Raw genomic sequence first — 22,680 nt, 5'->3', positions numbered from 1 at the left:
CATACAAGTTGGTCCAGCACTAAATTTCTTTATTTTATGCAGCACCACAGCGGAAGAAGACGACTGCATTGGGCTCTCCAGAGACATTCGACACAATGAATCAGATGTCCCTTTTGGCGCAGTCAGCGGACTTTGGTGTGACGAGCAGCGAGGTCCGGTGTGCGGACTCAGCAGTCATTGGGCCACTCTAGGATTTGCGGCGGGATGCCCAAAGATGGAGTGGTGAACCAACAGCGATGTCTCCAACCGAAACAAGCTCGGCGCTCTCCGCCATCGCCGCCAGTTCCTTGTCGCTCCAGGCTCGACCTCCTGAGATTGTTGTTCTCAGGTCATTGAGAGCAGCCAACTGGTGATCCTCCGGCACACGATATGCAGCCGCAAACAGCCATCCCCCCGGCTTGAGTGCCCGGTGAAGGTTCCTGAAGGTCTGGTCAATGATGGCCTCGGGAAGGAAAATGACCGGTACGAAGATAACGTCAAAAGCAGCATTGTCCTTCAGGTCGGCGACGTTCTCGTTTCTGAAGGTGACGCGATCGGAAAGCCCTGTTTGTTCCAGGTTAGTGGCGGCAAGGTCCAGAGCAGGTCCGAGGATGTCTATGCCGATTGCAGTAAGCGATGGCCATTGCTGGGCCATGGACAAAGAAATCCATCCGACGCCGCTCCCAACATCAAGAAACCGTGGAGCGTTTGACAGGGTGGCCTCGAATTCGGGCTCTTTTGCCGCGTACTCGGTCAGCAATTTCGTCACGAGCCGGGATGAACGTCCCTGAGTTTCGAGAATGCCAGGGTCGTCGAACGACCAACCGGAGCTGCCGTCGTCGGGTAGTTCTAGTAGATGCAGCATTTGGCGCATGGCTGCCCTGACAAACCCATAGAGCGCGTCCAGTTCTTCGTCCGTCAAGCCGTCCAGCAAGTCGGGCTCGAACGCGTCAACGACAGCGTCAAGCTTCGAGGCAAGAGTATCATTTGGTCGGAGGTGGCCTGAGGCCGCCCCAATTCTTGCGCCCAGCGCAGCGAGTGCGTCTGCCGCCCTGATGTGTTTTTGGATTGCCGCCATTGCTTCAGCAAAGGCCATAGTCTCGCTCCCTCTTCCTATCGTCTCTATCCTTCACTTGAAGCGAGTCGGAGTAAAGCACTTGGCCACTTTGGGCTCGTTTGGGTCATCTGAGCGTTTTTGTCAGATGCCCGCTAAGCCGCCTTCAGCGGTCACTCAAGACCGCACGGCGGCGCGGCAATGTCCGCTCTTGCACCGCGACGACCGCTATTGCCAACACCGGGCATTCGCTGCGACTGCCTCCGTCGTCTCAGTTGCGGACAAAGCGCATGCGCTACTTGATAAGGGTGTGACGACATCGTCTCACAGCACCCGGTAGACTTGCCAGCCCTCTGCCAATCCCTTGAGATTATGTGTTCCGAGGTCTTCGAAATCGAGTCCGGAACCGGCCACAAGATCTTTGACCGTCCGCGAAACGATCACGTCTCCACCGCCGCCGATCTGTCCCAGTCGGGCAGCGATATTTACCGCGATACCGCGTACGTCGTTGTCCGCGACTTCGATCTCTCCTGTATGGACGCCTATGCGAACATTGATACCGAGCCGCGCGACGGCCTCTTCGATCGCCTTGGCGCAATGAATGGCGCGTCCCGGTCCATCGAAGGTCGCGAGAAAGCCATCTCCGAGCGTTTTGACCTCGTGGCCGCGAAATTGTCGAAGCTGCTCCCTCACAGCAGCGTCGTGTGCCGCCAGCATCGCGCTCCAGGCTTCGTCACCATGTTCCTCTGCCTTGCAAGTCGAGTCGACAATGTCCGTAAAGACAACTGCCGCCAGGACCCGGTCGAAAATGGGCTTTGGGGCCGAACCGGTCACGAAGGTCTGGACCTCAGAGAGTATTTGCTCTCCTTCCTTTCCAAGGAAAACGAAATGATCCCGCCCGCTCAGCTCCACGAGCCTTGCACCGGGGATCAGGCGCGCCAGAGTGCGACCCCCCTCTATGTCGATTAGCGCATCCTCTTTCTTGTGCAGAACAAGGGTCGGCACTTGAATCGCCGGGAGAATATCGGCGATGTCGATCTTGCTGTTGACCTTCATGATCTCGATGAGGTCGCGCGGCGATGCTCCGGTCCTTTCGTATTTTCCCCACCAGTCCTGAAAAGATGGGTCGTTCCCGGTGTCCGGACAGAAAAGGGGAAGCGCCGCGCCGGTGCCCCAGGCTGTCTCTGCATAGGCGAACAATTCCTCGAGGGCTTCCCGTGTCGGGAACCAGGACTCGAATCTTGCGAACGCGCCATACAGTATCAGGCCGTCACAGCGCCTTGCCTGATAGGCGGCAAAGACGGACGCCAGCGAACCGCCTTCGGATATACCCATGACATAGGCCGACTCCATGCCCGCTGCGTCCATCACAGCACGGATGTCGTCCATGCGTTTGTCCATGTCCGGAACAGCGACGCCACGATCTGAAAGGCCGGTGCCCCGCTTGTCGAACAGGACCACCCTGGCGAACTGGCCCAGCCGCTCAAGCCACTTGGCCCAGTTCGGCTCTTCCCAGTACGTCTCTATCTGCGATACGAAGCCAGGTACCAGAACAAGGTTCTTCGGTCCCTCGCCGTAAACCTGGTAGGCAACATGAACGTCGCCGCTTTTTGCATACTGCGTTCTTGGTGGCATGAGCGCTCGCTTTCTGTCGTTTGGGCCCTAGGGTCAGGGTAGAATGCAATAGATCGGCCCGACAATATCATTGTTTGGCAAATGCGGCCCCATCCGCTTTGGGCTCAAGGCGGTCATACGCTGCGTAAAGCATCAATGACCGCAATGCGGAAAACCGGCCATTAGCTGCGTTCTTGGCTAATGTCTCAGTTGCGGACAACGCTGCCGTTCGCTGCTGCGCGGCGTTTGCACGGGTCGGCACTCGGTTCTCGGGGTCTCTGGCGGCGGATCAACTTGGCCAAAATGCGTGGCCGGGCAGGTCGCTCAGCTTTCGCTTGCGCTTGGGACACTTATGCGCTCAAACTGCTCCGACCTGAAACCCGGAGTGCCAGATTATGCGCACCAACCTGCCCAAAATTGTAGCGATCGGCCTTGCTCTCGCCGGCACGATGCCGGCACCGGTGTCGGCGGCCGCCGAATGCAACGTGAACGCAATTCCAAGCGTTCCGGACGTACGGTTCCTGACCGCAGAGTCCGTTTCGGCCCCGGCGGCGCACTGTCGTGTCGTCGGCGAAATCGGAACTGAAACCCAATTTGAACTACTGCTTCCGGACAACTGGAACGGAAAATTCGTCATGGGCGGAGGGGGCGGGTTTTCCGGCGACTTCAACAATGCGGCATTTTTGGTGGGGAACATTCTGGCTGACGGATGGGCGACTGTCACAACCGATACAGGCCATAAGGGCAATAATGGCGACGCAAGCTGGGCGCTCAACAATCTTGAACGGCAGGTAAGTTTCGGGTTTCAGGCCGTGCACCGCACAGCCGTGACTTCGAAGGCGATTATCGCCGATTACTACGGGTCGGATATCGAACGTAACTTGTTTTTTGGCTGCTCCCGTGGTGGAGGGCAGGCGATGATGTTGGCGCAGCGATCTCCGGACCTGTTCGAAGGGATTTACGCCGGTGCTCCGGCCTATTCCTGGACGCAGGAACTGGGCGGTCGCTGGCTGTATGACGCCATGAACATGTTCCCCGATCCGAACCAGATTTCGACACCGGTACTCGACGTCGATGCGCAGGCGCTGATCGGGAATGCGATCATGGACGAATGCGACGCGATCGACGGGCTGGAGGACGGGATTCTTAATGACCCGCGTCAGTGCACTTTTGACGTTTCAAGCCTTCAGTGCGGGGACGTTCAGACAAACCAGTGCCTGAGCGAGGAACAGGTCCGGATTGCGGCGGACCTCTACAGCGAGGTGGAATTTGGCGGCTTGTCATGGCCGGGCATGCCTATGGGCGTGGAATTGCCGGGCAACCCGCTGGGCTGGTCGCTTTGGACCACCGGCGGCTATGTCGAGGGTGCAGACATCGACTTTCACCCCGGCGACGAGGACGCGGTGGAAGTGTTCCCAGCCCCCCCGATGCCCAACGCGACGTGGGGTTTTACCATGGGGATGTTCAGGTACTTCTTCTTCAGTGATCCGGATTGGACCTACGAGGGGTACGACTTTTCGGATTTCGCACATCATGCCGCGCGCGTTAGCCCGACGCTTGACGCCGACGATCCGGATCTCTCCGAGTTCCGGGGCAATGGTGGAAAACTGATAATCGACAACAGCTGGATGGACGGATCGATGTCCGCATACGGCACCATCGACTACTACGAAAAGGTGATTGAATTTGATCCGGCCGCCCGTGACGACGTGCGATTGTTCGTTCGTCCGGGCGTCACCCATTGCCGGGGCGGGCCGGGACCGGATGGTACCAACTACATCGCCGCGCTCGAACACTGGCTGGATACAGGTCAAGCGCCCGACCAGCTTGACGCGCCGTTCGTCCATCCGCTGACCCGGGAGCCGACAGGCCAAGGCGGGCGGATCATTTGTGCGCACCCGGCAGTTGTGACTTATGACGGGTCCGGCGATCCGAACAACCCAGAGAGCTTCAGTTGCCAGACACCGGGATGAGCCGGCCCAATCCTGGCGATGTAGGCGGGATCAGGTTGAAGCCCGCCAGCCGGCTGCCGGGACACAGAGCGATCAATGGACCCGTTTTGAGAGAGACTTCTTACCCTAAGGTCGCTCTTTATCTCGATGGCGGCGGTTCAGCTGGTGACGGCCGCATCCGCGACGAGTGTGGCCCTGTACTTTGCCGAGACCGGCGCGTCGCTAGAGGCGGCAGCGCTTGCACCGGCATTCTACTCACTGGGGTTCCTCGTCGGGTGTTTCTATGTCGCGGGAGCGAACTCGACAGAAACTGGGAGTCCGCTCTGGGCTCTAAGCCGTCATAAGACGGTTTCTATCGGATGACAGGTTCTCATGCTGAGCGGTCATTACTCGGTAGATTCCTTCAACTGCGCTGTCGTGATTCAAGGGCGACAGGAGGATTATCCATATCGCATCTGTTCTCGCCCGATCACGAGGGTCTTAACCGCATCAATATCATTTTCCCGAAACTAAGCGGCGTTGCTGGGCTCCACAACCTCAAGGTTCTCAGCAGTACCATCCATTTCACCAGCAACGGCCTGCGATGCAGGGCGCACTAGCCAATTAGTTACTTTCGTTGCTGGGATTGACAGGCACTGCGTTGCCTGCGCCCATCATGCGCTGAATTAGGCGGTCGAGCGGGCTGACCTCTTCTGCATCGACCTTGCCTGCGAACATGCCGTAGTGCTTGGCGATGTTCTCAAGCGCCTTGGCACGGTCCTGCATCTTGATTTCGACACCCTGCTTGGTTTCCTTCACGCCATCGAACAGGAGGCGCGCAGCGGGGCTGAGCTTGCGGGTGTCGGCCATGCGGGTGATTTCGGTCCCCATGCCGGAACACTCGGGACAGGCTGGGTTTGGCGGATCTGTGAGGCGATAACCGTAGCCGCCTGCGTCGTCAGGGATGCGCGGATCTACGATCAGACCGGCCATGGCCTTGTCGCGCAGATCGTCGTCGTGGAACATCGAGAAGATCACTTCGGCCTTACGCTCGGTGAACTCCCGTTCTGTTTTCCACTGGTACTGATGCTCGATGCCGTAGCAGTAGCGGCAGGGCGCGATGATGTGCTGAGTTAGCTCGTTGGGGTCTGCGAGGGCGATTTGCGTCCAGAGGTTCACAATGCCCTCTGCATCCAGCATGGCCTTGCTCTCGACCTGTTTGCGGCCCTCAGCGATAGCACGGGCAACCTTAGCATTGCTTAGCAATTTGGATGCGGTGACTTCCGCTGATCCTTTTGCATATCCAGCACTGATTGCAGCTTGTTTCCCGTTCGGATCAGCAAGGTAGGCAAGCACAAAGGCCCGCTGACGCGGGTTCAGGTCGAATTGATCGAGCCAGGTTGTGTCTGCCAAGGCTGGATTGTCGGTTGTGCTGCTCATTCTCGGGGCGGTGCCTCTTGCGCCTCAAAATCCCCCGCAGGATAGGCACAAACTCTGCTTTAAGCAACAAGATGTGATCATCAAAATCCCTACCACCACCACCAATGTATTGTTTAGTTGTTACTTTAGTGGCTCCTGCTTGGCTCCTGTTGTGGCTCTTACTTGGCTCCGTATGTAAATATTATTTATTCTAAACAGGTAGTTATTTGGCTCTTACTTGGCTCCTGCGCTGGCTCCGACCCTCACATCATGAAAATTGTAAACGTGTTCACTTTGTTGTTGCATAGTGCAACATGTATACTTTACAAATGAGGCCAAGGAGTACACGCATGGAAAAGGTCATTGATCGAGAAAATGTCGAGCCCTGAGATTGCGATCCACCTATGCAGCAAAGAGTGGAAATGGCACTAATCAAACGGATCATCCCCCAACAAAGTACATCGAACCTGCAGTTCTCTACCGATACGACGCAACCTCTCACAAGGCCCAATTGTCAGGCTCCAACGCAGATCAGGTTCACTGCACAGCAAACCCCATAGAAACCGCCAATACGGGCTCCACAATGGCTCCAAAGATCGATCATGAAAATATGCATTAAAGAAATCCGGCAAGCCAAAGGGCTTACTCAGGACGAACTTGCAGTGAAGGTTGATTTATCTCGATCTTATTTGGCGCAATTGGAGAAGGGGAAACGTCCGCTCACCACCAAGAAGCAGGCCATTATTGCCGCAGCCCTTGATGTGGAGCCAACTGAGCTTGTAGATTTCAGCGCACCTGACAAAGACGAAGAGGTGCTTCTTCTCGAGGCGTTCCGTGCCCTTTCCCCCGAACAGCGAAAAGCTTGGCTCGAATGGGCGAAAGTAGCTAAGGGATCCGCCCTGGATAAAGAGTGAACGTTCTACACACCATGCAAATTGGATCAACCGATCTTGTGCACAGAAAAAACGGCAAATCGTATAGTCACCGGGGCACGGTCTGCAAGATGGTGAAGGTCGAAGATCTGGAAAAGCTGAACGAAGGAAGGGCCGCATAATCGGCAGGTATTGAAACCCAGATGTGGGGCAAAATGTGGGGCAAATTCGGTTGCCCCATTTTTTTATTGTTACTTTATCGAAGCTTAGCTGTATTTTATGGAGCGGGTAGCGGGAATCGAACCCGCGCGTTCAGCTTGGGAAGCTGACAGGCTACCATTACATCATACCCGCCGCACCCCTGAGATATAACCAGAGTTCCCTGACACGCAAGCCGGATCGTTTCAGGTTGCCCGGAAAAGTTACTCGGTCCGCGCACGAAGACTGTCGATCAGCGAGTCATCTACATCCAAAGCCTGGATGGCCGCCTCAAGCGTGCGGCTGTCCAGATGTTGCGGGTTCAGATCGACCCCGGCTGAAAAGGCTTTGACAATGGCCTTCATGGCGCTGATGCGCGCGTATCTTTTGTTATTGGCCGGTATCACGTGCCACGGTGCCAGATCGGTCGACGTCCGGGCCAGCATTTCATCCACGGCGATCTCGGTATCATCCCATTTCTCGCGATTCCTGAAATCCTCGTATGTCAATTTCCAGCGCTTCAACGGGTTTCTCAGCCGTTCAGTAAACCGCTGCATCTGTTCATCTTCAGAGATGTGGAAGAACAGCTTGACAATCCGGGCACCATCGTCGACCAGCATGCGTTCGAAATCATTGATTTCCTGATAAGCAGCGCGCCAGCGTGTTTCCGGTGTCAGGTTCTCGATCCTCTCGACCAACACGCGCCCGTACCAGCTGCGGTCGAAAGCGGATATCGCTCCGGACGGTGGCAAACGTTCCCAAAACCGCAGCAGGTAATGCCGGTTGAGGTAGTAGTTCCGGGGTGCCCCAATTGGCCAGACCTTAAAGCTGCGCGGGTCCAAAGCCTGGCTGATCCTGCGAATGGTTCCCCCCTTGCCTGCCGCATCCCAACCCTCGAACACCAGCACACCTTTGAGCCCGTGAAACAGATACGCTTGTTGAATCCTGGCCAGCTTGGCCTGAAGATCAATCAGTTGCTCGAAATACTCCTTTTTGCCCAACCGCTTGGTCAGATCCGCTTCTGAGAGTTTCGGGGGGTGATGTTTACGCATGGTGCCACCTGATCGTTGCGTCCCGGATCAGGATATCCTGAACCCTTGCGCAAAATCGACATTGATCAGGGTCAAACGAAAAAGGCCGGGCACAGTGCCCGGCCTTAGCTGTCTTTGTTGATGTAATCAGGCGCGGCGACGACGGCCACCGCCGCGACGACCACCGGCTGCGCCACCGGCCTCGTCAGGTGATTTGTTGAACCTGATCCACTCCCCACCATGCGGGTCGTTGTTGGTCAGCAGGTTGGCGGCGCGGATGGCCTCCATCTCCTTACCGGCGCGCGGCTTGGTGGAGCCCAGGCCAAACATCTGAACGAACGTCTCGTCATCCATGCCTTCGGGCAGGATGATGCCAGCTGCGGCAACGGCTTCTTTTTTCTCGGCGATTTTTGCCTGCGTCACCGGCAGAGCCACCGGGTTCATGATCGCCGAGGTCATGCCGGCACCCATTGCCATCGGCAGGAAGGCATTGTTGATGCCGTGGCGGTTCGGCAGACCGAACGAGATGTTGGACGCGCCACAGGTGGTGTTAACGCCCAGCTCCTCGCGCAGGCGACGGACCAGAGCAAACACCTGCTGACCGGCAGTTGCCATCGCACCGATCGGCATGACCAGCGGATCAACAACGATGTCGTGCGCAGGGATGCCGAAATCAGCGGCACGTTCAACGATCTTTTTGGCCACTTCGAAACGGACATCGGGGTCTTCCGAGATGCCTGTGTCGTCGTTCGAGATTGCCACAACAGGAACATTGTATTTTTTGACCAGCGGCAGAACCAGTTCCAGGCGCTCTTCCTCACCTGTGACCGAGTTCAGCAGCGGGCGACCTTCCGCCGCCTCAAGACCCGCTTCCAGAGCACCGGGAACCGACGAGTCGATACACAGCGGAACTTCAACCAGCCCCTGCACCAGCTCAACGATCTTGCGCATAAGCGGCGGTTCGGTCTCGTTCGGGTTTGGGTTCGAGTTGTAGACGACGCCCGCATTGATATCCAGAACGGTTGCGCCCGCCATCACCTGTGCCAGCGCATCTTTCTCGACGGTCGAGAAATCGCCTGCTTCCAGTTCGGCCGCCAGCTTTTTCCGACCGGTCGGGTTGATCCGCTCGCCGATCACGCAGAACGGTTCGTCAAAGCCCAGAACTGCGGTTTTTGTTTTTGATTCTACGACTGTACGGGTCATGTCCGTTCCTTAGGAGTTTGCAGGCTGCGCCGAGGCGCCGCCATTATTGATCGCCCAGTTGGCGTTGGTTTTGATCCCGCCCAGCGGGAAGAAGTGCACGTTGGTGATGTTGAAATCCGGGTTGGCCGCCTTGTGGTTGGCCAATTCAGTCACAACATCATTCGGCTCATAGGGCAGCAGAAGCTTCGACACATCCATGGCGCGCTTTTGCAGAACTTTCAGCGACGGGCCGACGCCGCAGGCAATTGCGAACTTGATCAGGGTCTGCAGTTTGGCCGGACCGGCGATACCGATGTGGATGGGCAGGTCGATACCCGCCTCTTTCAGACTATCTGCCCAGGCGATGATCGGTTTGGCATCGAAGGCAAACTGGGTTGCCAGCGCCATCTCGGCATCCGTGGTCTCGTTGAATTTCTGTTTCCAGCGCAGGGCGTCATCGACATTCTTGGTGGACCCATCGGGATCGATGTCCTTGTTCCCCTCGGGGTGACCGGCAACATGAAGACGTTTGAACCCTGCCTTGTCGAACAGACCGGTTTCCATCAGCTGCATGGAACTGTCGAAATCGCCATGCGGCTTTGTCACGCCACCGGCCAGCAACAGCGCCTGCTCGACGCCCGCCTCGCCCTGGTACATCGAGATCCAGTTTTCCAACGTCGCCGCATCCTTGATGATCCGCGCCGGGAAGTGGGGCATGACAGGATAGCCTTCGGCTGCAATCCGCTTGGCTGTCTTGACCATATCTTCAATCGGGGTGCCTTCGATATGGGCAATGTAAACGCGTGTGCCCTCGGGCAGCAGAGCGCGAAAATCCTCGACCTTTTCGGCGGTCCGCGGCATGACCTCGATCGAATAGCCTTGCAGGAAGGCTTCGACGGTCGGGTTCACAGGGCTGTTTTCGACCACATCACGTTTCTTGAAGTTCAGCAAAGCCATTGAGGCCTCCCATTAAGATCCGGGCTTATGCCCAACCGTCATTTGCGATCAGCGCTTTAATGCGGTCCTGATCGTATTCCTTTTCCAGACGCAGGGCCTCGGCCTCGGCTACTTCTGCCGGGTCGCCATCAACCGCAAAAGGCTCGGCCTTGCGCCATTCGGCCAGATAGGCATCACTGTCCTTGGCGTTTACCTTCATGGCGGCGCGGTCGATGGCTTGCTCGAACCGTTCTTCCAATTGCCGCTTCGCGCCGCGACGGCCTTTGCCGACGATGACCTGAGCGGGAATGTCGCGCCAGTACACGATGGTGACGTCAGGCATTACTGTGATTCCTCCTAACCCGATGGGCCGGTTCTAAACTTCAATGTGGGGATGGGTCGGTCGGTTTTCGACACCCGGCGCTTTTCAAGCGACGTTTTCGCCCACGGTGGCGTGGCGGGGTTTTAACCCGTCTCGCGGCGAAAACGCATACCAAAATTCTCATTGTCACTATGAGAGCGCTGCATAATGAACAAAAAGCCCCGGACGGCATGACCCGCCCGAGGCTTGATTCAGCGCGTCTTGCCAGGGTTAACCGACCAGCCCGCCGTCTTCACGAGTAACCGCAATGATGGCTGAACGTGGAACCGAGTTACCACCGTCGGGCCAGTGGCTGTTGCCGTCTTCACCGGGGTGCTGAATACCAACAAACATGGTGCGGCGATCCGGCGACCAGCTGAGCCCAGTGATCTCACACTCGTTCGGGCCAACCAGAAAACGACGGATTTCACCGGTAACCGGGTCGCCTGCCAGCATCTGGTTATTCCCCTGCCCTTCGAAGTCGCCCTCGTTGCTGTATTTGCCGTCGGTCTGGATCCACAGCAGGCCGTTGCTGTCAAACTTCAGCCCATCGGGCGAGTTGAACATGTTGTCGGCGTTGACATTGTCCGAACCGCCATACGCATCCTGATGCACGGTCGGGTTTCCGGCCAGTACATACAGGTCCCATCCGAAACCCGATGCGCCATGGTCTCCGCGTTCAGGACGCCAGCGCACGATCTGACCGTATTTGTTCGCCTCGCGCGGATTCGGCCCGTTGACCGAAGTGTCGTCGCCACCGGCATTCGGTTTCACACCGCGGTTCTTGTTGTTGGTCAGGCAGCAATAGACCTCGGGCGCGTTCGGATTGGCTGCAACCCATTCCGGGCGATCCATAGTGGTCGCGCCCACGGCCGACGCTGCCTGTCGTGTATGGATGCAGATTTCGGCCTGCGACGTCATACCAGTTGTTTCGGGGGTCAGGTCCAGCCACTCACCAGTCCCGTCGTCGTTGAACTTTGCAACCGACAACGTACCGTTCTCAAGCAGCGCATTCGTATCCACACCAGCGGCATAAACACCTTCCGAGACGAAGCGATACAGGAACTCACCCCGTTCATCATCGCCCATGTAGACAACGACACGACCGTCGTTGTTCACAATGGTCTCGGCGTTTTCATGCTTGAACCGACCAAGCGCGGTCAGCTTGCGAGGGGTCGAGGCCGGATCGGTTGGGTCGATTTCGACAACATAGCCTGCGCGGTTCGGCTCATTAGGGTTTTTCGAGACATCGAAACGCTCGTCAATTCCGGCCCATCCGTATCCCCAGTCCTTGGTCGAAACGCCATAGCGCTGAAGTTCGGCGCTGACTTCATGGTTTTCGTCTTCAGCCGAGAAGTAGCCGTTGAAATTCTCTTCACAGGCCAAATACGTCCCCCATGGGGTCATGCCGTTGCCACAGTTGTTCCAAGTGCCCTTAGAGGTGGTGCCTGTCGGATCAGCGGCAGTTTTCAACAGATCATGGCCCGCGGCAGGGCCCGTCAGTGACATGTCTGTCTGCGGCGTGATGCGGCGGTTATACGGGCTATCCTTGACGATACCCCATTTGCCGTCGGTAGCTGCAATCTCGACCACCGTCACACCATGCGCCATCATGCCCTTGGCAACATCGTCATCCGAGGCGGCCTTGGCGTCCGGGTTGTTTCCCCAAAGGATATCGCGATTGGTGTATTCGTTGTTTACGACCAGCAGAACGTGACCCTCGTGCAGAAACACATCCTGACCGTCGGTGTTATCACCGAATGCACGTTCCTGACTGGCGGCAGTTCCACGGGTGGCCGGATCGAATTCGGGCTCATCAGACCAAAGCGGATCACCCCAGCGCACCATCACCTCGGCCTTGTAGCCCGGCGGCACGATGACGTCGTCGGCAGTTGACGCCGGAATCGCCTCGAACGCAAAGCGATCCGCGGCTGCGCGTACACCAGTCGGAAGCAGCGCCCCACCCAACGCCGTGAAACTTCCCATCGCCAATACGCCGCCCAGAAACCCACGACGTGATAAGGCACGCTCGACGACGCGGTCAAACTCACATTCCTCTGGGCGCGGATTCACCACTTCATCGAATTCGTCAAAGGTCAGGACACGTTCATCTTTCATGGCAGGCTCCGTCTGCGGCTAATTGCGATCAAGAATCCCTCAAACGGGATCAAAGTTCAAATCGCACCTCAGTATGAACGGCGTGTGACATCCAGACTAAATTCGAAATGGAAATCGCTTGCACGTCGGCGATGCCCCGCCTAGGGTCAAGTCAACTCGAAAATCGGAGGGCGTTACGATGGCGCCCAAGCGTCCCAAAGGTGCGGGCGCGTTCCCGCAAGCGGTCGAAAGCCCCGCGCCGGCAAGACCCGATCCGGATGCCCTGTATGCGGCTCTGGATTTGGGAACAAATAGTTGCCGCATGTTGATAGCCCAGCCCAAGGGCAGCGGGTTTCATGTGGTTGACAGCTTCTCCAAGTCCGTGCAGCTGGGCGCGGGTCTGGAACGCACCGGACGTCTGTCGCGGGCGTCGATGGCACGCACCGTTCAGGCGCTGCGAATCTGTCAACAAAAGCTGAAACGGAACAAAGTGAAACGGATGCGTCTGATCGCAACCGAGGCCTGCCGCCGCGCCAAGAATTCCCGCGAATTCATCCGACAGGTCAAACGCGAAACCGGGCTGACGCTTGAAATCATCCAACCCGAAGAAGAAGCCCGTTTGGCGGTGATTTCCTGCGCCCCGCTGGTGTCCACCAAGACCGAACAGCTGTTGGTTGTCGATATTGGCGGCGGTTCGACCGAGCTGGTCTGGATCGACATTTCGTCTGTCCCTCGCCGTGACCGCCCGGCTGCGATCATGCGTTTGCATAACGGATTTCACACGGTCGACAGCCCTTTTCCGGCTGCAAAAGTCGTGGACTGGATCAGCGTGCCGCTGGGTGTTGCCACGTTGCGGGATCAGTTCAATGACGTCGAAAACGACGCCGCGCGGTTTGCGTTAATGAGCTGGTTTTTTGAAGAAAACCTGGCCGATTTCGCACCTTACAAAGATGAACAAACCCGTGAAGGTTTTCAGATCGTCGGCACCAGCGGAACTGTCACTACGGTTGCGGCATCGCATCTGGGGCTCAAGCGGTATGACCGGACCAAAGTTGACGGGCTGCGTATGACCAGTGACCAGATTGACAAAGTGATACGCGGGTATTTAGAACTCGGCCCTCATGGGCGCCGCCGGGATCCTCGGATTGGGGAAGACCGGCAGGCCCTGATCATGTCCGGCTCGGCCATTTTGCAGGCATTGTTGCGCTGTTGGCCCACTGATCGCCTTTCCGTGGCAGATCGGGGGCTGCGCGAGGGCCTGCTTTATGCACAGATGAGCGCGGACGGGGTACTGGAAGACGGACCGTTCTGATGGCGAAGACACCAACTGGCAAAAACAACTCGGGGCGCGGGCAACGTGACCTGAAGGTAAAGGTAAAAACCGCTCGTGGTCGCAAGCTGAGTTCGACCCGCTGGCTCGAACGGCAATTGAACGACCCCTATGTCAAGCGCGCCCAGACCGAAGGATACCGTGGGCGGGCCGCGTATAAGATCATGGAACTTGACGACAAGTTCCGCTTTCTCGTACCCGGAGCACGGGTTGTTGATCTGGGATGCGCACCCGGTGGCTGGTGCCAGGTTGCAGTCAAACGGGTAAACGCGCTTGGTGAAAAATCGGGGAAACGGATCGGAACGGTGCTGGGCATCGACTTGCAGGAAGTGGAACCGGTTGCGGGTGCCGATACCCATGTGCTGGACTTCATGGAGGATGACGCCGACCAGAAGGTCAAGGACTGGCTGGGTGGCAAGGCGGATGTTGTAATGTCGGACATGGCCGCAGCGTCCTCGGGTCACAAGCAAACCGACCATTTGCGGATCATCGCGCTGTGTGAAACTGCGGCCCATTTCGCCTTTGATGTGCTGGAAGAAGGTGGCACATTTGTAGCCAAGGTTCTTGCTGGCGGCGCCGAGGGCGATTTGCAAAAACTTCTGAAGCAGAAATTTCAGAAAGTGGCGCATGTGAAACCGCCCGCATCCCGTTCGGACAGCTCCGAGAAATTCGTTATAGCAACCGGGTTTCGCGGCTGAACTTAATCTTCCAAACGGATACGGTTTCCGGTCAGACGTTGTTCACGCAACGACGTGGCCGCCATACCCTGCAACATCAGAGTATCCCCGTGCGAAACATATACAGGCTCGCGATTGCGCAGCTCTTCAATGCGCTGCGCCAGCGTAGCAGGGTTCGGCCCGGTTGCTTTCTGTCTTGTTGACTCAGTGGACATGCATCACCTCAAAACAACAGTTCTGAAATGCTGTTAGCGTAAAATCTTGCCGTGAAGATGGAACAAATCGGGCAAGCCTGTGCCGGATCAGGGGCCCAGTTGTTGCAACAATTGCAGCAAGGCCGGGTCATCGGGCAACCTGATCAAGGCTTCGCGTAAGGCGATACGTGCGGCTTCCGGGCCGCTGTTGATCTGAGCCAGCTGTACCACCATGGGCCACGCTTCGGCGCGTTGAGGGTCCAGCGCTACAACCTCGCGAAAGGCCCGTTCGGCGGCCGGGGCGTTGCGCAGCGTCAACGCCATGCCCCCCAGAACCAGATGCGTTTCAGGGGCATCCAGCCTGTTCGAGATCGCCGCCTGCCACGCGGCCATCCCCTGCCCGGCCAGACCCTGTTGCTGAGGTGTCAGAGCTTGAGGAGGGATACTCAGATACTCCTTGGCGGCGGCAATGCGAACGTTGCGAAAAGGATCAGACAAAAGGGGCTCTAACCTTTGCGCACGATCCGTTGGGCTCGCCTGACGCTGCAAGGCTGCTGCATTTGCGCGTATCAGCGGATCGTCTTCCTGCAACAGTCGCGCTGTGTGCGCGGCAACTTCGGGCGAGCCGAAGGGTTGCAGCAGATACGCCGCTGTTGCGCGCACGATAGCGGGTTGCGAGGGATTCATTGCGACAGCAATCAAACCCTCTGGCGTTTTCAACTGACCATCGGCAGCAGCTTTGAATACCGTACCAAAATGTGCGCCCCGATTGGCTGTGTCAGGAAACCACCCTTTGATCCGGCTGGCAGCCCAGACCTGATCCTTATTCTGGTGGCAATCAGTGCAGGCATCAGCCCCTAATCCCAAATCCGGTCGCGGCACGCGAAAGCTGTGATCCCGGCGACCGTCCACTCCCATATAAGTGCGTTCGATCATGTGGCAGCTTTTGCACTGGGCACCCGCGCTATCCATAACGTGATGATGGTGACTGGGGGTATCGTATTCCTGTTTCGCTAGCGTCGGGAATTCAGGGTTTGCGGCCATGGAATGACATTGCGTGCAAATACCGTTGCCTTCGGCCTTCAACTGCGCGCTGTGTGGCTCGTGGCAGTTCATACACCCGACCCCTCGGGCATACATTTTGGATTGCAGGAATGAGCCGTAAACGTAGACCTCATCAAGTATTTGCCCGTCCGGATGATACGAACCGGGCCGCAACACAGCCAGGTTATAGGCATCATGATACGGGGTTCCCGGCAAAGGATTTCCGTTGCCGTGCGCCTCGCGCCGCGAATGACATCCGGCGCATTGCTGGATCTCGGCCTCGGTCTGGCCCTTGCCCCAGCTCATCGAAAAGCCTCTATCACTCAGACCCCCGGCAACGCCCTGCCCTTTGGTCCAATCGATATGTGCCGACCCCGGTCCATGGCAAGCTTCGCAGCCAACTCCAATCTCAGCCTGTCGGGAAGAGTATGTTCTGGATTGCGCGTCGTAGTTCTTTTCAAACCCTGTGGCGTGACATTCGGCGCAGCGCGCGTTCCAGTTCTTGTAAGGGCCCGTCCAGTGCAGCCCGTCTTCTGGCGGCAGATCCTGATCGGGGTATAAGTGATACCAGCGCTTCTGCTCGGTATCCCAGACCACATCAAAACTTTGCAACCGCCCCGGTTCGGTTTCAAACAGAAATTGTTGCAGAGGCGTAATCCCAACGACGGAATGCACATCATATGCCGTCGTCGCACCGTCTTTTTCAGTTACACGAGCTGTGAACCTGTCTACCTGTTTAGTAAATTCAACCGTCATCCCGTTCTGCACGAACCGGGTTCCATCGAAATCGGCGACCAGATGGCCGTCGCCAACTTCCGTCCAGGCCAAGGCATGATGAGACGAAGCCCATGCCTCGGCCTCGCGTTGATGGCAGTCCGAACATTGATCCGATCCGACATATTCCAGTGACTGCGCCTGCCCTTCACTTGCGAGGGTTAAGCAAGCCGCCAGAATGGCAAATCTCATGCCATATCTCCTTCAGCGGCGTTCCGAAGGTCGATCAATGCGCCGTTGTATTCAGCGCCAAGGATCAGCATCGCAGAACACAGATACAGGAAGATCAGCGCAGCCATTGCCCCGGCCAAACCCGCATATGTGGCACTGTAGGTGGCGAACTGGCTGATATAGACTGAAAATGCCCATCCGCCAGCTGCCCACAAAACCAATGTCAGTATGACGCCGGGCAGGATCTGGGTCAGGCTGTGCCTGCGGGTTGGCAGAATTAGATGTGCCAGCAGGACGGTGCCTGCCGGAACGGCCACGGTAAACGTCCACCGCAGGCGATCTACGGACAGCCAGTCCGCTACCGGAGCTTCGGTATGCTCTGCCACCAGTTTCGTGTAGACCGGCAAGACCACCTCGACCGTTGCAATAACAAGGATTGCCGAACCGCCAAGGATAACCAGAACCAGACACAACAGCCGGGTCTTCCAGAAAGGCCAACTGTCCTGATCGTGATAGGCCTGATTCATCGCAGCGCGAACTGCGGCAACCCCGTTGGAGGCAAAGTAGATCGCAAGCAAGCCACCCAGCGTAATCACACCCGACCCTGCCCCGGCCAGAACGGCACGCAATTCGGCCACGATCGGGTCCGCAACATCCTTGGGCCATGCCCCGAACAACAGATCAATCAACTCATCAGTGACATAGTCCTGCGACAATGCCCCGGCCAGCGCCACGGTGAACAACACAAAGGGAAACAGGGCCATCATCAACGACATGGCGACGTGGCTGCTCATGACAGGTCCGTTTTTCCTGACGAACCGGCGAAGTGCCAGCCATAGCGCCTGCAGCGGGCGGCCAAACGGGGGAATCGTGGGCTTTGTCATCCTGCAACCCTAACCTGCCGAAATAAAACTCAGAACCCGTCATCGATATCAAAGTGACAAATGCCGATCTGCAAACGGCTGACTGCATTGCTAAAAACGGATTGCAGGTGCAGGATTGGGTAAAGACGGGCGATCACCAGCCTACGTAAGAACAGATAAACAGGATACTGAATGATCCCGGATCAGGAAGATTTCACGGCTCGCCCCAGGCTAAAACTGTCTGTTGTCCGCGACACCTGCATTATCGCGACGCTGATAGTGCTGGGGCTTTATGCCGGGGCGAACTTCCTGATCCCACTTGCCATGGCGCTGCTGGTCAATGTTCTGATCATTGCGCTGAGCGACCGCGTTACCGCGCTGACCCGTGCTCCGGTCTGGTTGGCCAATATCGCCGGAGTGACCGTGGTTCTGGTGGGATTGTTCATGATCATGTACGTGCTGGGCAGTCAGGCAACGCAGTTTGCTCGGTCCGTCAGCACCTACGAAAACCAGTTCGACGGGGCGGTTGAGCGCATAACCGGTCTTGTCGGCAACGATGTCACCACTTTCATCCGCGACAATCTGGTCAGCATCGACATGACCTATGTCGCACGCCTGTTGCTGGGCAGCGCTACGTCCCTGCTAAACCAGTTCTTTCTGATCAGCCTCTATGTCGCGTTCCTGATGGCCGAGCGTCTGGCCTTTCGCAAGAAAATTCAACTTGCGGCTGGTGACCCCCAAACCGGCGCAGATTTTGCGACCATGCTTGATGCCATATCGATCAGCCTGCAACGATATGTTGGGGTAAAGACACTAATCAGCCTGATCACAGCGGGCATCAGTTATTTTGTATTCAGGGTTCTTGGTTTGGAATATGCGGAAACCTGGGCCGTTTTGACCTTTGCTCTGAACTTCATACCCTCGATCGGGTCGATCATAGCGGTGTTTTTCCCAGCCATGATCGCGCTTGTTCAGTTTGATACGATCGTTCCGTTTCTGATTATCTTATTTGGGTGCGGCACCCTACAATTCCTGATCGGTAACTTCCTTGATCCGGCCATGCTGGGACGTTCGCTGAACATGTCGACATTCCTAGTTATTCTGGCATTGACCTTTTGGACAACTGTCTGGGGCCTGATCGGCGCTTTCCTGAGCGTGCCACTGACGGTCTGCATCCTAATCGTGTTCAGCCACATCCCTGCTTTACGCCCGGTCGCAATCATGATGTCTCTGGACGGCCAATTGGGCGAGGAGGACAGTCAGGCGCGTGCGAAAAACTGAACCACGGCGTGGCGTAGGCTTAAGTTCGTCGGGTGCAGTACACAGCGGCCAGCCTGTCCGCGTATATTGGACCGCATGCCGGTGTCGCTACCCGAAACCTCAGGTCTGACAACTGGCTATCAATGCGCCCCGATCCAGCAGTCGAACCCGGCCATACCCCAGTTCTATTAACCCCAAATCCACAAGCCGGTGAAGGTTCCTGTGCAATGTCGGTTGCGATACAGCAATCATCGCCGCCAGATCGTCTTGGGAAACATCAATCCAGCCCTCGGTTTTCGAGGTTCCTTCGTCCAAGTGAAGCAACCTCAGGACCAGCCGCTTTTCCGTTCCCGTCACGGCCAGATTTGCCATGATGCGCAATGCGGTCCGCATATTCTCATGCGTTAACGCATAGAAATCCCGGATGTAGTCAGGATTGTTCTGAATCAACCGCGAGATGCTCAGGTTAGGGAAAAACAAGGCTTGAGTGGCTTGCGTCGTGACAACACTGACCAGACGCAGTGCACCTGCAAACAACGCAAGATCGCCGATCCAGAACCCAGCGCCATAGCGGTGCAAAACGAACTCCTGACCGTCATCCGCAGGGGCCGTTATCTGCACACCACCGCTGAGGATCGCGTAGATTCCATTTGCCGGATCACCGTAGTGGTACAGTGTCTCACCCGCCTCAACCAATTTCAGTATGCCAAGAGCTGCCAAATCGGCTTGAAACTCTGACGAGCGGTCACTGAACCATCCGGTGTTTCGTAATAGCTTCAGATTATTCATTTTGTCTCACATTTGTACTTTGAGATATAATCATATGATGAGTTTCCGACGCAAGAACTGACCTATGCTGAAAACGTTCGATTCCCAGAATCTGATATTTTCGACATGGGAATCAACACATTGCTGCCGTGTTGTTCATGCGATTGAACGCCGGAGATTTAATTTTCCAAGGGTCACTAAGATCCTCTCAAATCAGGAGCAAACCATGTTACCTCCATGTTCGCTATCCGGCACCTGGCGCAGTAACTTGCGCCGACTTGCCGTGGTAACCGCCACATTGACACTGGCCATACCCGCCTGGGCGCAGGACCAGAAACCGAATATCCTTGTGATCTGGGGCGACGATGTCGGCCAGTCCAACATCTCGGCCTACACGCGGGGTCTGATGGGGTATCAGACACCCAATATCGACCGTATTGCCGAAGAAGGCATGATGTTCACGGATTACTACGGTGAACAGTCGTGCACGGCCGGGCGATCATCTTTCATCATGGGGCAATCCGTTTTCCGTACGGGCCTGTCCAAAGTTGGCCTGCCCGGCGCTGAGGAAGGCATGCAGATCGAAGACCCGACCATTGCGGGCCTTCTGAAAGCAGAAGGCTATGCCACAGGTCAGTTCGGAAAAAACCACCTGGGTGACCGGGATGAACATCTTCCAACAAACCACGGTTTTGACGAGTTTTTTGGCAATCTCTACCATCTCAACGCCGAGGAGGAGCCGGAAAACATCGACTATCCCAATGATGCTAATCTGCCAGATGGCAGAACCTTCCGACAAGCTTTCGGACCGCGCGGTGTAATCAAGTCGACAGCAGGTGGTGAGATCGAGGATACCGGCCCGCTGACCAAGAAGCGTATGGAAACGGTCGACGATGAAACCGCAGCGGCAGCGATTGAATTCATCCGCAAACAAGAGGAAAGCGGCACACCGTGGTTCGTCTGGTGGTCAGGCACCCGGATGCATTTCCGCACGCATGTTTCCGAAGAGAAATGGGCAAAAGCCAATGAAATCGTGGGCAAGCAGGTTGATGAGTATACGGCTGGCATGATCGAACACGACATGCATATCGGTGACTTCCTGACTGCGCTGGACGAGCTGGGCATCGCCGACAAAACCATCGTGTTTTATTCGACCGACAATGGTCCGCACATGAATACGTGGCCAGATGCCGCGATGACACCGTTCTGGGGTGAGAAAAACACCCAATGGGAAGGCGCATGGCGCGTACCTGCCATGGTTCGGTGGCCCGGCAAGATTGCCGAAGGCGCTGTGTCGAACGAGATCGTGCACCATATGGATTGGTTGCCAACATTCCTGGCGGCGGCTGGCAACGAAACCGTGAAAGAAGATCTTCTGGAAGGCGTCACCGTGGCCGAAGTTGGCGGCGGACGTGACTACCGCGTGCATCTGGATGGCTACAACATCTTGCCGTTGCTGACCGGCGAAACAGACGAGAGCCCGCGCAGGGAAATCTTCTATTTCACGGACGATGGTGACCTCGCGGCACTGCGCTTCGGTGATTGGAAGATTACCTTCCTTGAACAGAAGGCATGGGCAACCTTGCGCGCCTGGATGGAGCCTCTGACCCCCCTGCGTGTGCCATTGATCGCCAACTTGCGACGCGACCCATACGAGCGTGGCTATCGCACATCGAACACCTACTATGACTGGATGCTCGACCGTGCATACATGCTGGTGCCTGCACAGGCCTATGTCGCGCAGTTCCTTGAAACCTTCAAGGAATACCCACCCCGACAAGAAGCGGCGAGCTTCAGCCTCGACAAGGTGATGGAGAAGTTGACGTCGCCTCCGGGCGCACCGTGATGCTGGCCGTTTGATCCAAGACACAGCAAAGCCGGAGTCCCGATACCGGGGCCCCGGCACTTCTCATTGTCGGTTGAAAATTGAGGAAAAATTTGTGCGTCTATTTTTGATATTGTGCAGTGCGCTAGGAGCGGCGGTCGCCATCGCCGACCCCTTGCCCTCTTGGAACAATCTAGAATCCAAAGCGAAAATCGTTTCGTTTATTGACGAGGTGACCGACCCTGCCTCAGCTCACTACGTGACGCCCGATGACCGGATCGCCGTATTCGACAATGACGGAACGCTTTGGGCCGAACAGCCCGTGTATTTCCAGTTTGTTTTTGCCATGGACCGACTGGCCGATCTGGCCGAGCGGGACCCGTCGATCCTGGCAACTCCTGCTTTGGAAGCTGCAGCAAAGGGTGATCTAGCGGCCGTTCTTAAAGGCGGGCATGAGGCGCTGATCGAAGTTGTCAACGCATCGCATTCTGGCACCAGCGTCGATGACTTTCAGGCAGGTGTTGCGCAGTGGCTGGAAACCGAACGCCACCCTGGCACCGGCCTGCCCTATGACCAGATGACCTATCAGCCGATGGTCGAGTTGCTGCGTTACTTGCGTGATGAGGGTTTCAAGACCTACATCGTATCCGGCGGCGGCATTCATTTCATGCGCGCCTTTGCCGAGGATGCGTATGGTATCCCACCGGAACAGATATTGGGGAGTTATGCAGACAGCACCTATAAGGTGATCGACGGCAACCCGACGATCATCAAGGCACCGGGGTTAGCCTTCATTGACGACAAGGAAGGCAAGCCGATCAACATCGAACGTACGATTGGCAGACGCCCGATTCTGGCCGCAGGCAACTCGGACGGAGATTTCGCTATGCTGGATTGGACAACGTCGGGTGGTGGCCCGCGTTTGGGAATTCTGATCCATCACACGGACGCCGAACGCGAATGGGCCTATGACCGCGAAAGCCCGATAGGAAAGCTGGCAGACGGGCTGGATCAGGGTCCTGACAAGGGATGGATCATTGTCGATATGGCGCAAGACTGGTCACGCATCTACACTGGGGAAAACTAAACGGCCCGAAAGA

At 56.8% G+C, this 22,680-nt stretch carries 20 protein-coding genes and 1 tRNA gene; 7 read left to right on the top strand and 14 right to left on the bottom strand.

The features are described from left to right. Window positions 1–187 precede the first annotated feature (187 nt). The 3 genes from AC2FLO_RS05175 to AC2FLO_RS05165 form a co-directional block, all read right to left on the bottom strand. A complete protein-coding gene (locus AC2FLO_RS05175; RefSeq protein WP_496751695.1) occupies window positions 188–1,075 on the bottom strand; it encodes an SAM-dependent methyltransferase in 888 nt (295 codons plus the stop codon). A gap of 282 nt (window positions 1,076–1,357) precedes the next feature. Further along, window positions 1,358–2,668 carry an adenylate/guanylate cyclase domain-containing protein gene (locus AC2FLO_RS05170; RefSeq protein WP_496751693.1) on the bottom strand — a complete coding sequence of 437 codons (1,311 nt, stop codon included), beginning with the start codon at window positions 2,666–2,668 and terminating at the stop codon, window positions 1,358–1,360. 67 nt (window positions 2,669–2,735) lie between these two features. Then, window positions 2,736–2,909, bottom strand: a complete 174-nt coding sequence (locus tag AC2FLO_RS05165; RefSeq protein WP_496751691.1) for a hypothetical protein — start codon at window positions 2,907–2,909, stop codon at window positions 2,736–2,738. 133 nt (window positions 2,910–3,042) lie between these two features. Here AC2FLO_RS05165 and AC2FLO_RS05160 point away from each other — a divergent pair, with 133 nt between their 5' ends. Beyond that, window positions 3,043–4,620 (top strand): tannase/feruloyl esterase family alpha/beta hydrolase, encoded by a 1,578-nt coding sequence (locus AC2FLO_RS05160; RefSeq protein ID WP_496751690.1) that lies wholly within the window; start codon window positions 3,043–3,045, stop codon window positions 4,618–4,620. A gap of 582 nt (window positions 4,621–5,202) precedes the next feature. Here AC2FLO_RS05160 and AC2FLO_RS05155 read toward each other — a convergent pair. Then, a complete protein-coding gene (locus AC2FLO_RS05155) occupies window positions 5,203–6,018 on the bottom strand; it encodes a terminase small subunit (RefSeq protein ID WP_496751688.1) in 816 nt (271 codons plus the stop codon). 581 nt (window positions 6,019–6,599) lie between these two features. Here AC2FLO_RS05155 and AC2FLO_RS05150 point away from each other — a divergent pair. Next, a complete protein-coding gene (locus AC2FLO_RS05150; RefSeq protein WP_496751686.1) occupies window positions 6,600–6,911 on the top strand; it encodes a helix-turn-helix domain-containing protein in 312 nt (103 codons plus the stop codon). A 238-nt stretch (window positions 6,912–7,149) separates the two neighbouring features. Here the strand turns inward: AC2FLO_RS05150 and AC2FLO_RS05145 are convergent. The 6 genes from AC2FLO_RS05145 to AC2FLO_RS05120 form a co-directional block, all read right to left on the bottom strand. Beyond that, window positions 7,150–7,223 (bottom strand) — tRNA-Gly (locus AC2FLO_RS05145). Between the two features lie 68 nt (window positions 7,224–7,291). Further along, window positions 7,292–8,119 carry a polyphosphate kinase 2 family protein gene (locus AC2FLO_RS05140; protein ID WP_267365940.1) on the bottom strand — a complete coding sequence of 276 codons (828 nt, stop codon included), beginning with the start codon at window positions 8,117–8,119 and terminating at the stop codon, window positions 7,292–7,294. A gap of 126 nt (window positions 8,120–8,245) precedes the next feature. Beyond that, window positions 8,246–9,301, bottom strand: a complete 1,056-nt coding sequence (locus tag AC2FLO_RS05135; protein WP_267365939.1) for a methyltetrahydrofolate cobalamin methyltransferase — start codon at window positions 9,299–9,301, stop codon at window positions 8,246–8,248. Window positions 9,302–9,310: 9 nt separating this feature from the next. Continuing rightward, window positions 9,311–10,237 carry a methylenetetrahydrofolate reductase gene (locus AC2FLO_RS05130; RefSeq protein WP_267365938.1) on the bottom strand — a complete coding sequence of 309 codons (927 nt, stop codon included), beginning with the start codon at window positions 10,235–10,237 and terminating at the stop codon, window positions 9,311–9,313. Window positions 10,238–10,262: 25 nt separating this feature from the next. Further along, on the bottom strand, window positions 10,263–10,559 hold the full coding sequence (locus AC2FLO_RS05125; protein ID WP_209503861.1) for a virulence factor: 297 nt from the start codon (window positions 10,557–10,559) through the stop codon (window positions 10,263–10,265). 249 nt (window positions 10,560–10,808) lie between these two features. Then, window positions 10,809–12,695 carry a PhoX family protein gene (locus AC2FLO_RS05120; RefSeq protein ID WP_496751683.1) on the bottom strand — a complete coding sequence of 629 codons (1,887 nt, stop codon included), beginning with the start codon at window positions 12,693–12,695 and terminating at the stop codon, window positions 10,809–10,811. Window positions 12,696–12,873: 178 nt separating this feature from the next. Between AC2FLO_RS05120 and AC2FLO_RS05115 the strand changes: the two genes are divergently transcribed. Then, entirely contained in the window at window positions 12,874–13,986 is a 1,113-nt protein-coding gene (locus AC2FLO_RS05115; RefSeq protein ID WP_267365936.1) for a Ppx/GppA phosphatase family protein, read from the top strand. Continuing rightward, on the top strand, window positions 13,986–14,702 hold the full coding sequence (locus AC2FLO_RS05110) for an RlmE family RNA methyltransferase (protein WP_267365935.1): 717 nt from the start codon (window positions 13,986–13,988) through the stop codon (window positions 14,700–14,702). Before AC2FLO_RS05115 ends, AC2FLO_RS05110 begins: the two co-directional genes overlap by 1 nt. Before the next feature lie 2 nt (window positions 14,703–14,704). On the opposite strand, the gene AC2FLO_RS05105 is transcribed toward AC2FLO_RS05110, so the two are convergent. From AC2FLO_RS05105 to AC2FLO_RS05095, 3 genes are all read right to left on the bottom strand, one after another. Continuing rightward, a complete protein-coding gene (locus tag AC2FLO_RS05105) occupies window positions 14,705–14,896 on the bottom strand; it encodes a hypothetical protein (protein WP_480480831.1) in 192 nt (63 codons plus the stop codon). Window positions 14,897–14,983: 87 nt separating this feature from the next. Beyond that, window positions 14,984–16,885 carry a cytochrome c3 family protein gene (locus AC2FLO_RS05100; RefSeq protein WP_496751680.1) on the bottom strand — a complete coding sequence of 634 codons (1,902 nt, stop codon included), beginning with the start codon at window positions 16,883–16,885 and terminating at the stop codon, window positions 14,984–14,986. Continuing rightward, a complete protein-coding gene (locus AC2FLO_RS05095; RefSeq protein ID WP_480472895.1) occupies window positions 16,882–17,748 on the bottom strand; it encodes a YihY/virulence factor BrkB family protein in 867 nt (288 codons plus the stop codon). The genes AC2FLO_RS05100 and AC2FLO_RS05095 overlap by 4 nt, the downstream gene beginning before the upstream one ends. A 171-nt stretch (window positions 17,749–17,919) precedes the next feature. On the opposite strand from AC2FLO_RS05095, the gene AC2FLO_RS05090 reads away from it, so the two are divergent. Beyond that, window positions 17,920–19,008: an AI-2E family transporter gene (locus tag AC2FLO_RS05090; protein ID WP_480480827.1), complete on the top strand. Its 1,089-nt coding sequence runs from the start codon at window positions 17,920–17,922 to the stop codon at window positions 19,006–19,008. Window positions 19,009–19,107: 99 nt separating this feature from the next. On the opposite strand, the gene AC2FLO_RS05085 is transcribed toward AC2FLO_RS05090, so the two are convergent. Next, on the bottom strand, window positions 19,108–19,776 hold the full coding sequence (locus AC2FLO_RS05085; RefSeq protein ID WP_496751677.1) for a Crp/Fnr family transcriptional regulator: 669 nt from the start codon (window positions 19,774–19,776) through the stop codon (window positions 19,108–19,110). 205 nt (window positions 19,777–19,981) lie between these two features. On the opposite strand from AC2FLO_RS05085, the gene AC2FLO_RS05080 reads away from it, so the two are divergent. Continuing rightward, the gene (locus AC2FLO_RS05080; protein ID WP_480584329.1) at window positions 19,982–21,601 is read left to right on the top strand and encodes an arylsulfatase; all 1,620 of its coding nucleotides are present in this window, start codon (window positions 19,982–19,984) and stop codon (window positions 21,599–21,601) included. Between the two features lie 94 nt (window positions 21,602–21,695). Next, on the top strand, window positions 21,696–22,667 hold the full coding sequence (locus AC2FLO_RS05075; protein ID WP_496751675.1) for an HAD family hydrolase: 972 nt from the start codon (window positions 21,696–21,698) through the stop codon (window positions 22,665–22,667). The last annotated feature ends 13 nt before the right edge of the window (window positions 22,668–22,680 follow it).

The sequence above is a fragment of the Ruegeria sp. TASC047 genome (genome assembly GCF_059612445.1).
This window is presented reverse-complemented; position numbering and strand designations above follow the sequence as displayed.

Excerpts from the sequence above, each read along its gene's own strand:
- AC2FLO_RS05175 (WP_496751695.1), bottom strand. The coding sequence starts at position 1,075 with ATGGCCTTTGCTGAAGCAATGGCGGCAATCCAAAAACACATCAGGGCG.
- AC2FLO_RS05170 (WP_496751693.1), bottom strand. The coding sequence starts at position 2,668 with ATGCCACCAAGAACGCAGTATGCAAAAAGCGGCGACGTTCATGTTGCC.
- AC2FLO_RS05160 (WP_496751690.1), top strand. The coding sequence starts at position 3,043 with ATGCGCACCAACCTGCCCAAAATTGTAGCGATCGGCCTTGCTCTCGCC.
- AC2FLO_RS05155 (WP_496751688.1), bottom strand. The coding sequence starts at position 6,018 with ATGAGCAGCACAACCGACAATCCAGCCTTGGCAGACACAACCTGGCTC.
- AC2FLO_RS05150 (WP_496751686.1), top strand. The coding sequence starts at position 6,600 with ATGAAAATATGCATTAAAGAAATCCGGCAAGCCAAAGGGCTTACTCAG.
- AC2FLO_RS05140 (WP_267365940.1), bottom strand. The coding sequence starts at position 8,119 with ATGCGTAAACATCACCCCCCGAAACTCTCAGAAGCGGATCTGACCAAG.
- AC2FLO_RS05135 (WP_267365939.1), bottom strand. The coding sequence starts at position 9,301 with ATGACCCGTACAGTCGTAGAATCAAAAACAAAAACCGCAGTTCTGGGC.
- AC2FLO_RS05130 (WP_267365938.1), bottom strand. The coding sequence starts at position 10,237 with ATGGCTTTGCTGAACTTCAAGAAACGTGATGTGGTCGAAAACAGCCCT.
- AC2FLO_RS05125 (WP_209503861.1), bottom strand. The coding sequence starts at position 10,559 with ATGCCTGACGTCACCATCGTGTACTGGCGCGACATTCCCGCTCAGGTC.
- AC2FLO_RS05120 (WP_496751683.1), bottom strand. The coding sequence starts at position 12,695 with ATGAAAGATGAACGTGTCCTGACCTTTGACGAATTCGATGAAGTGGTG.
- AC2FLO_RS05115 (WP_267365936.1), top strand. The coding sequence starts at position 12,874 with ATGGCGCCCAAGCGTCCCAAAGGTGCGGGCGCGTTCCCGCAAGCGGTC.
- AC2FLO_RS05110 (WP_267365935.1), top strand. The coding sequence starts at position 13,986 with ATGGCGAAGACACCAACTGGCAAAAACAACTCGGGGCGCGGGCAACGT.
- AC2FLO_RS05105 (WP_480480831.1), bottom strand. The coding sequence starts at position 14,896 with ATGTCCACTGAGTCAACAAGACAGAAAGCAACCGGGCCGAACCCTGCT.
- AC2FLO_RS05100 (WP_496751680.1), bottom strand. The coding sequence starts at position 16,885 with ATGAGATTTGCCATTCTGGCGGCTTGCTTAACCCTCGCAAGTGAAGGG.
- AC2FLO_RS05095 (WP_480472895.1), bottom strand. The coding sequence starts at position 17,748 with ATGACAAAGCCCACGATTCCCCCGTTTGGCCGCCCGCTGCAGGCGCTA.
- AC2FLO_RS05090 (WP_480480827.1), top strand. The coding sequence starts at position 17,920 with ATGATCCCGGATCAGGAAGATTTCACGGCTCGCCCCAGGCTAAAACTG.
- AC2FLO_RS05085 (WP_496751677.1), bottom strand. The coding sequence starts at position 19,776 with ATGAATAATCTGAAGCTATTACGAAACACCGGATGGTTCAGTGACCGC.
- AC2FLO_RS05080 (WP_480584329.1), top strand. The coding sequence starts at position 19,982 with ATGTTACCTCCATGTTCGCTATCCGGCACCTGGCGCAGTAACTTGCGC.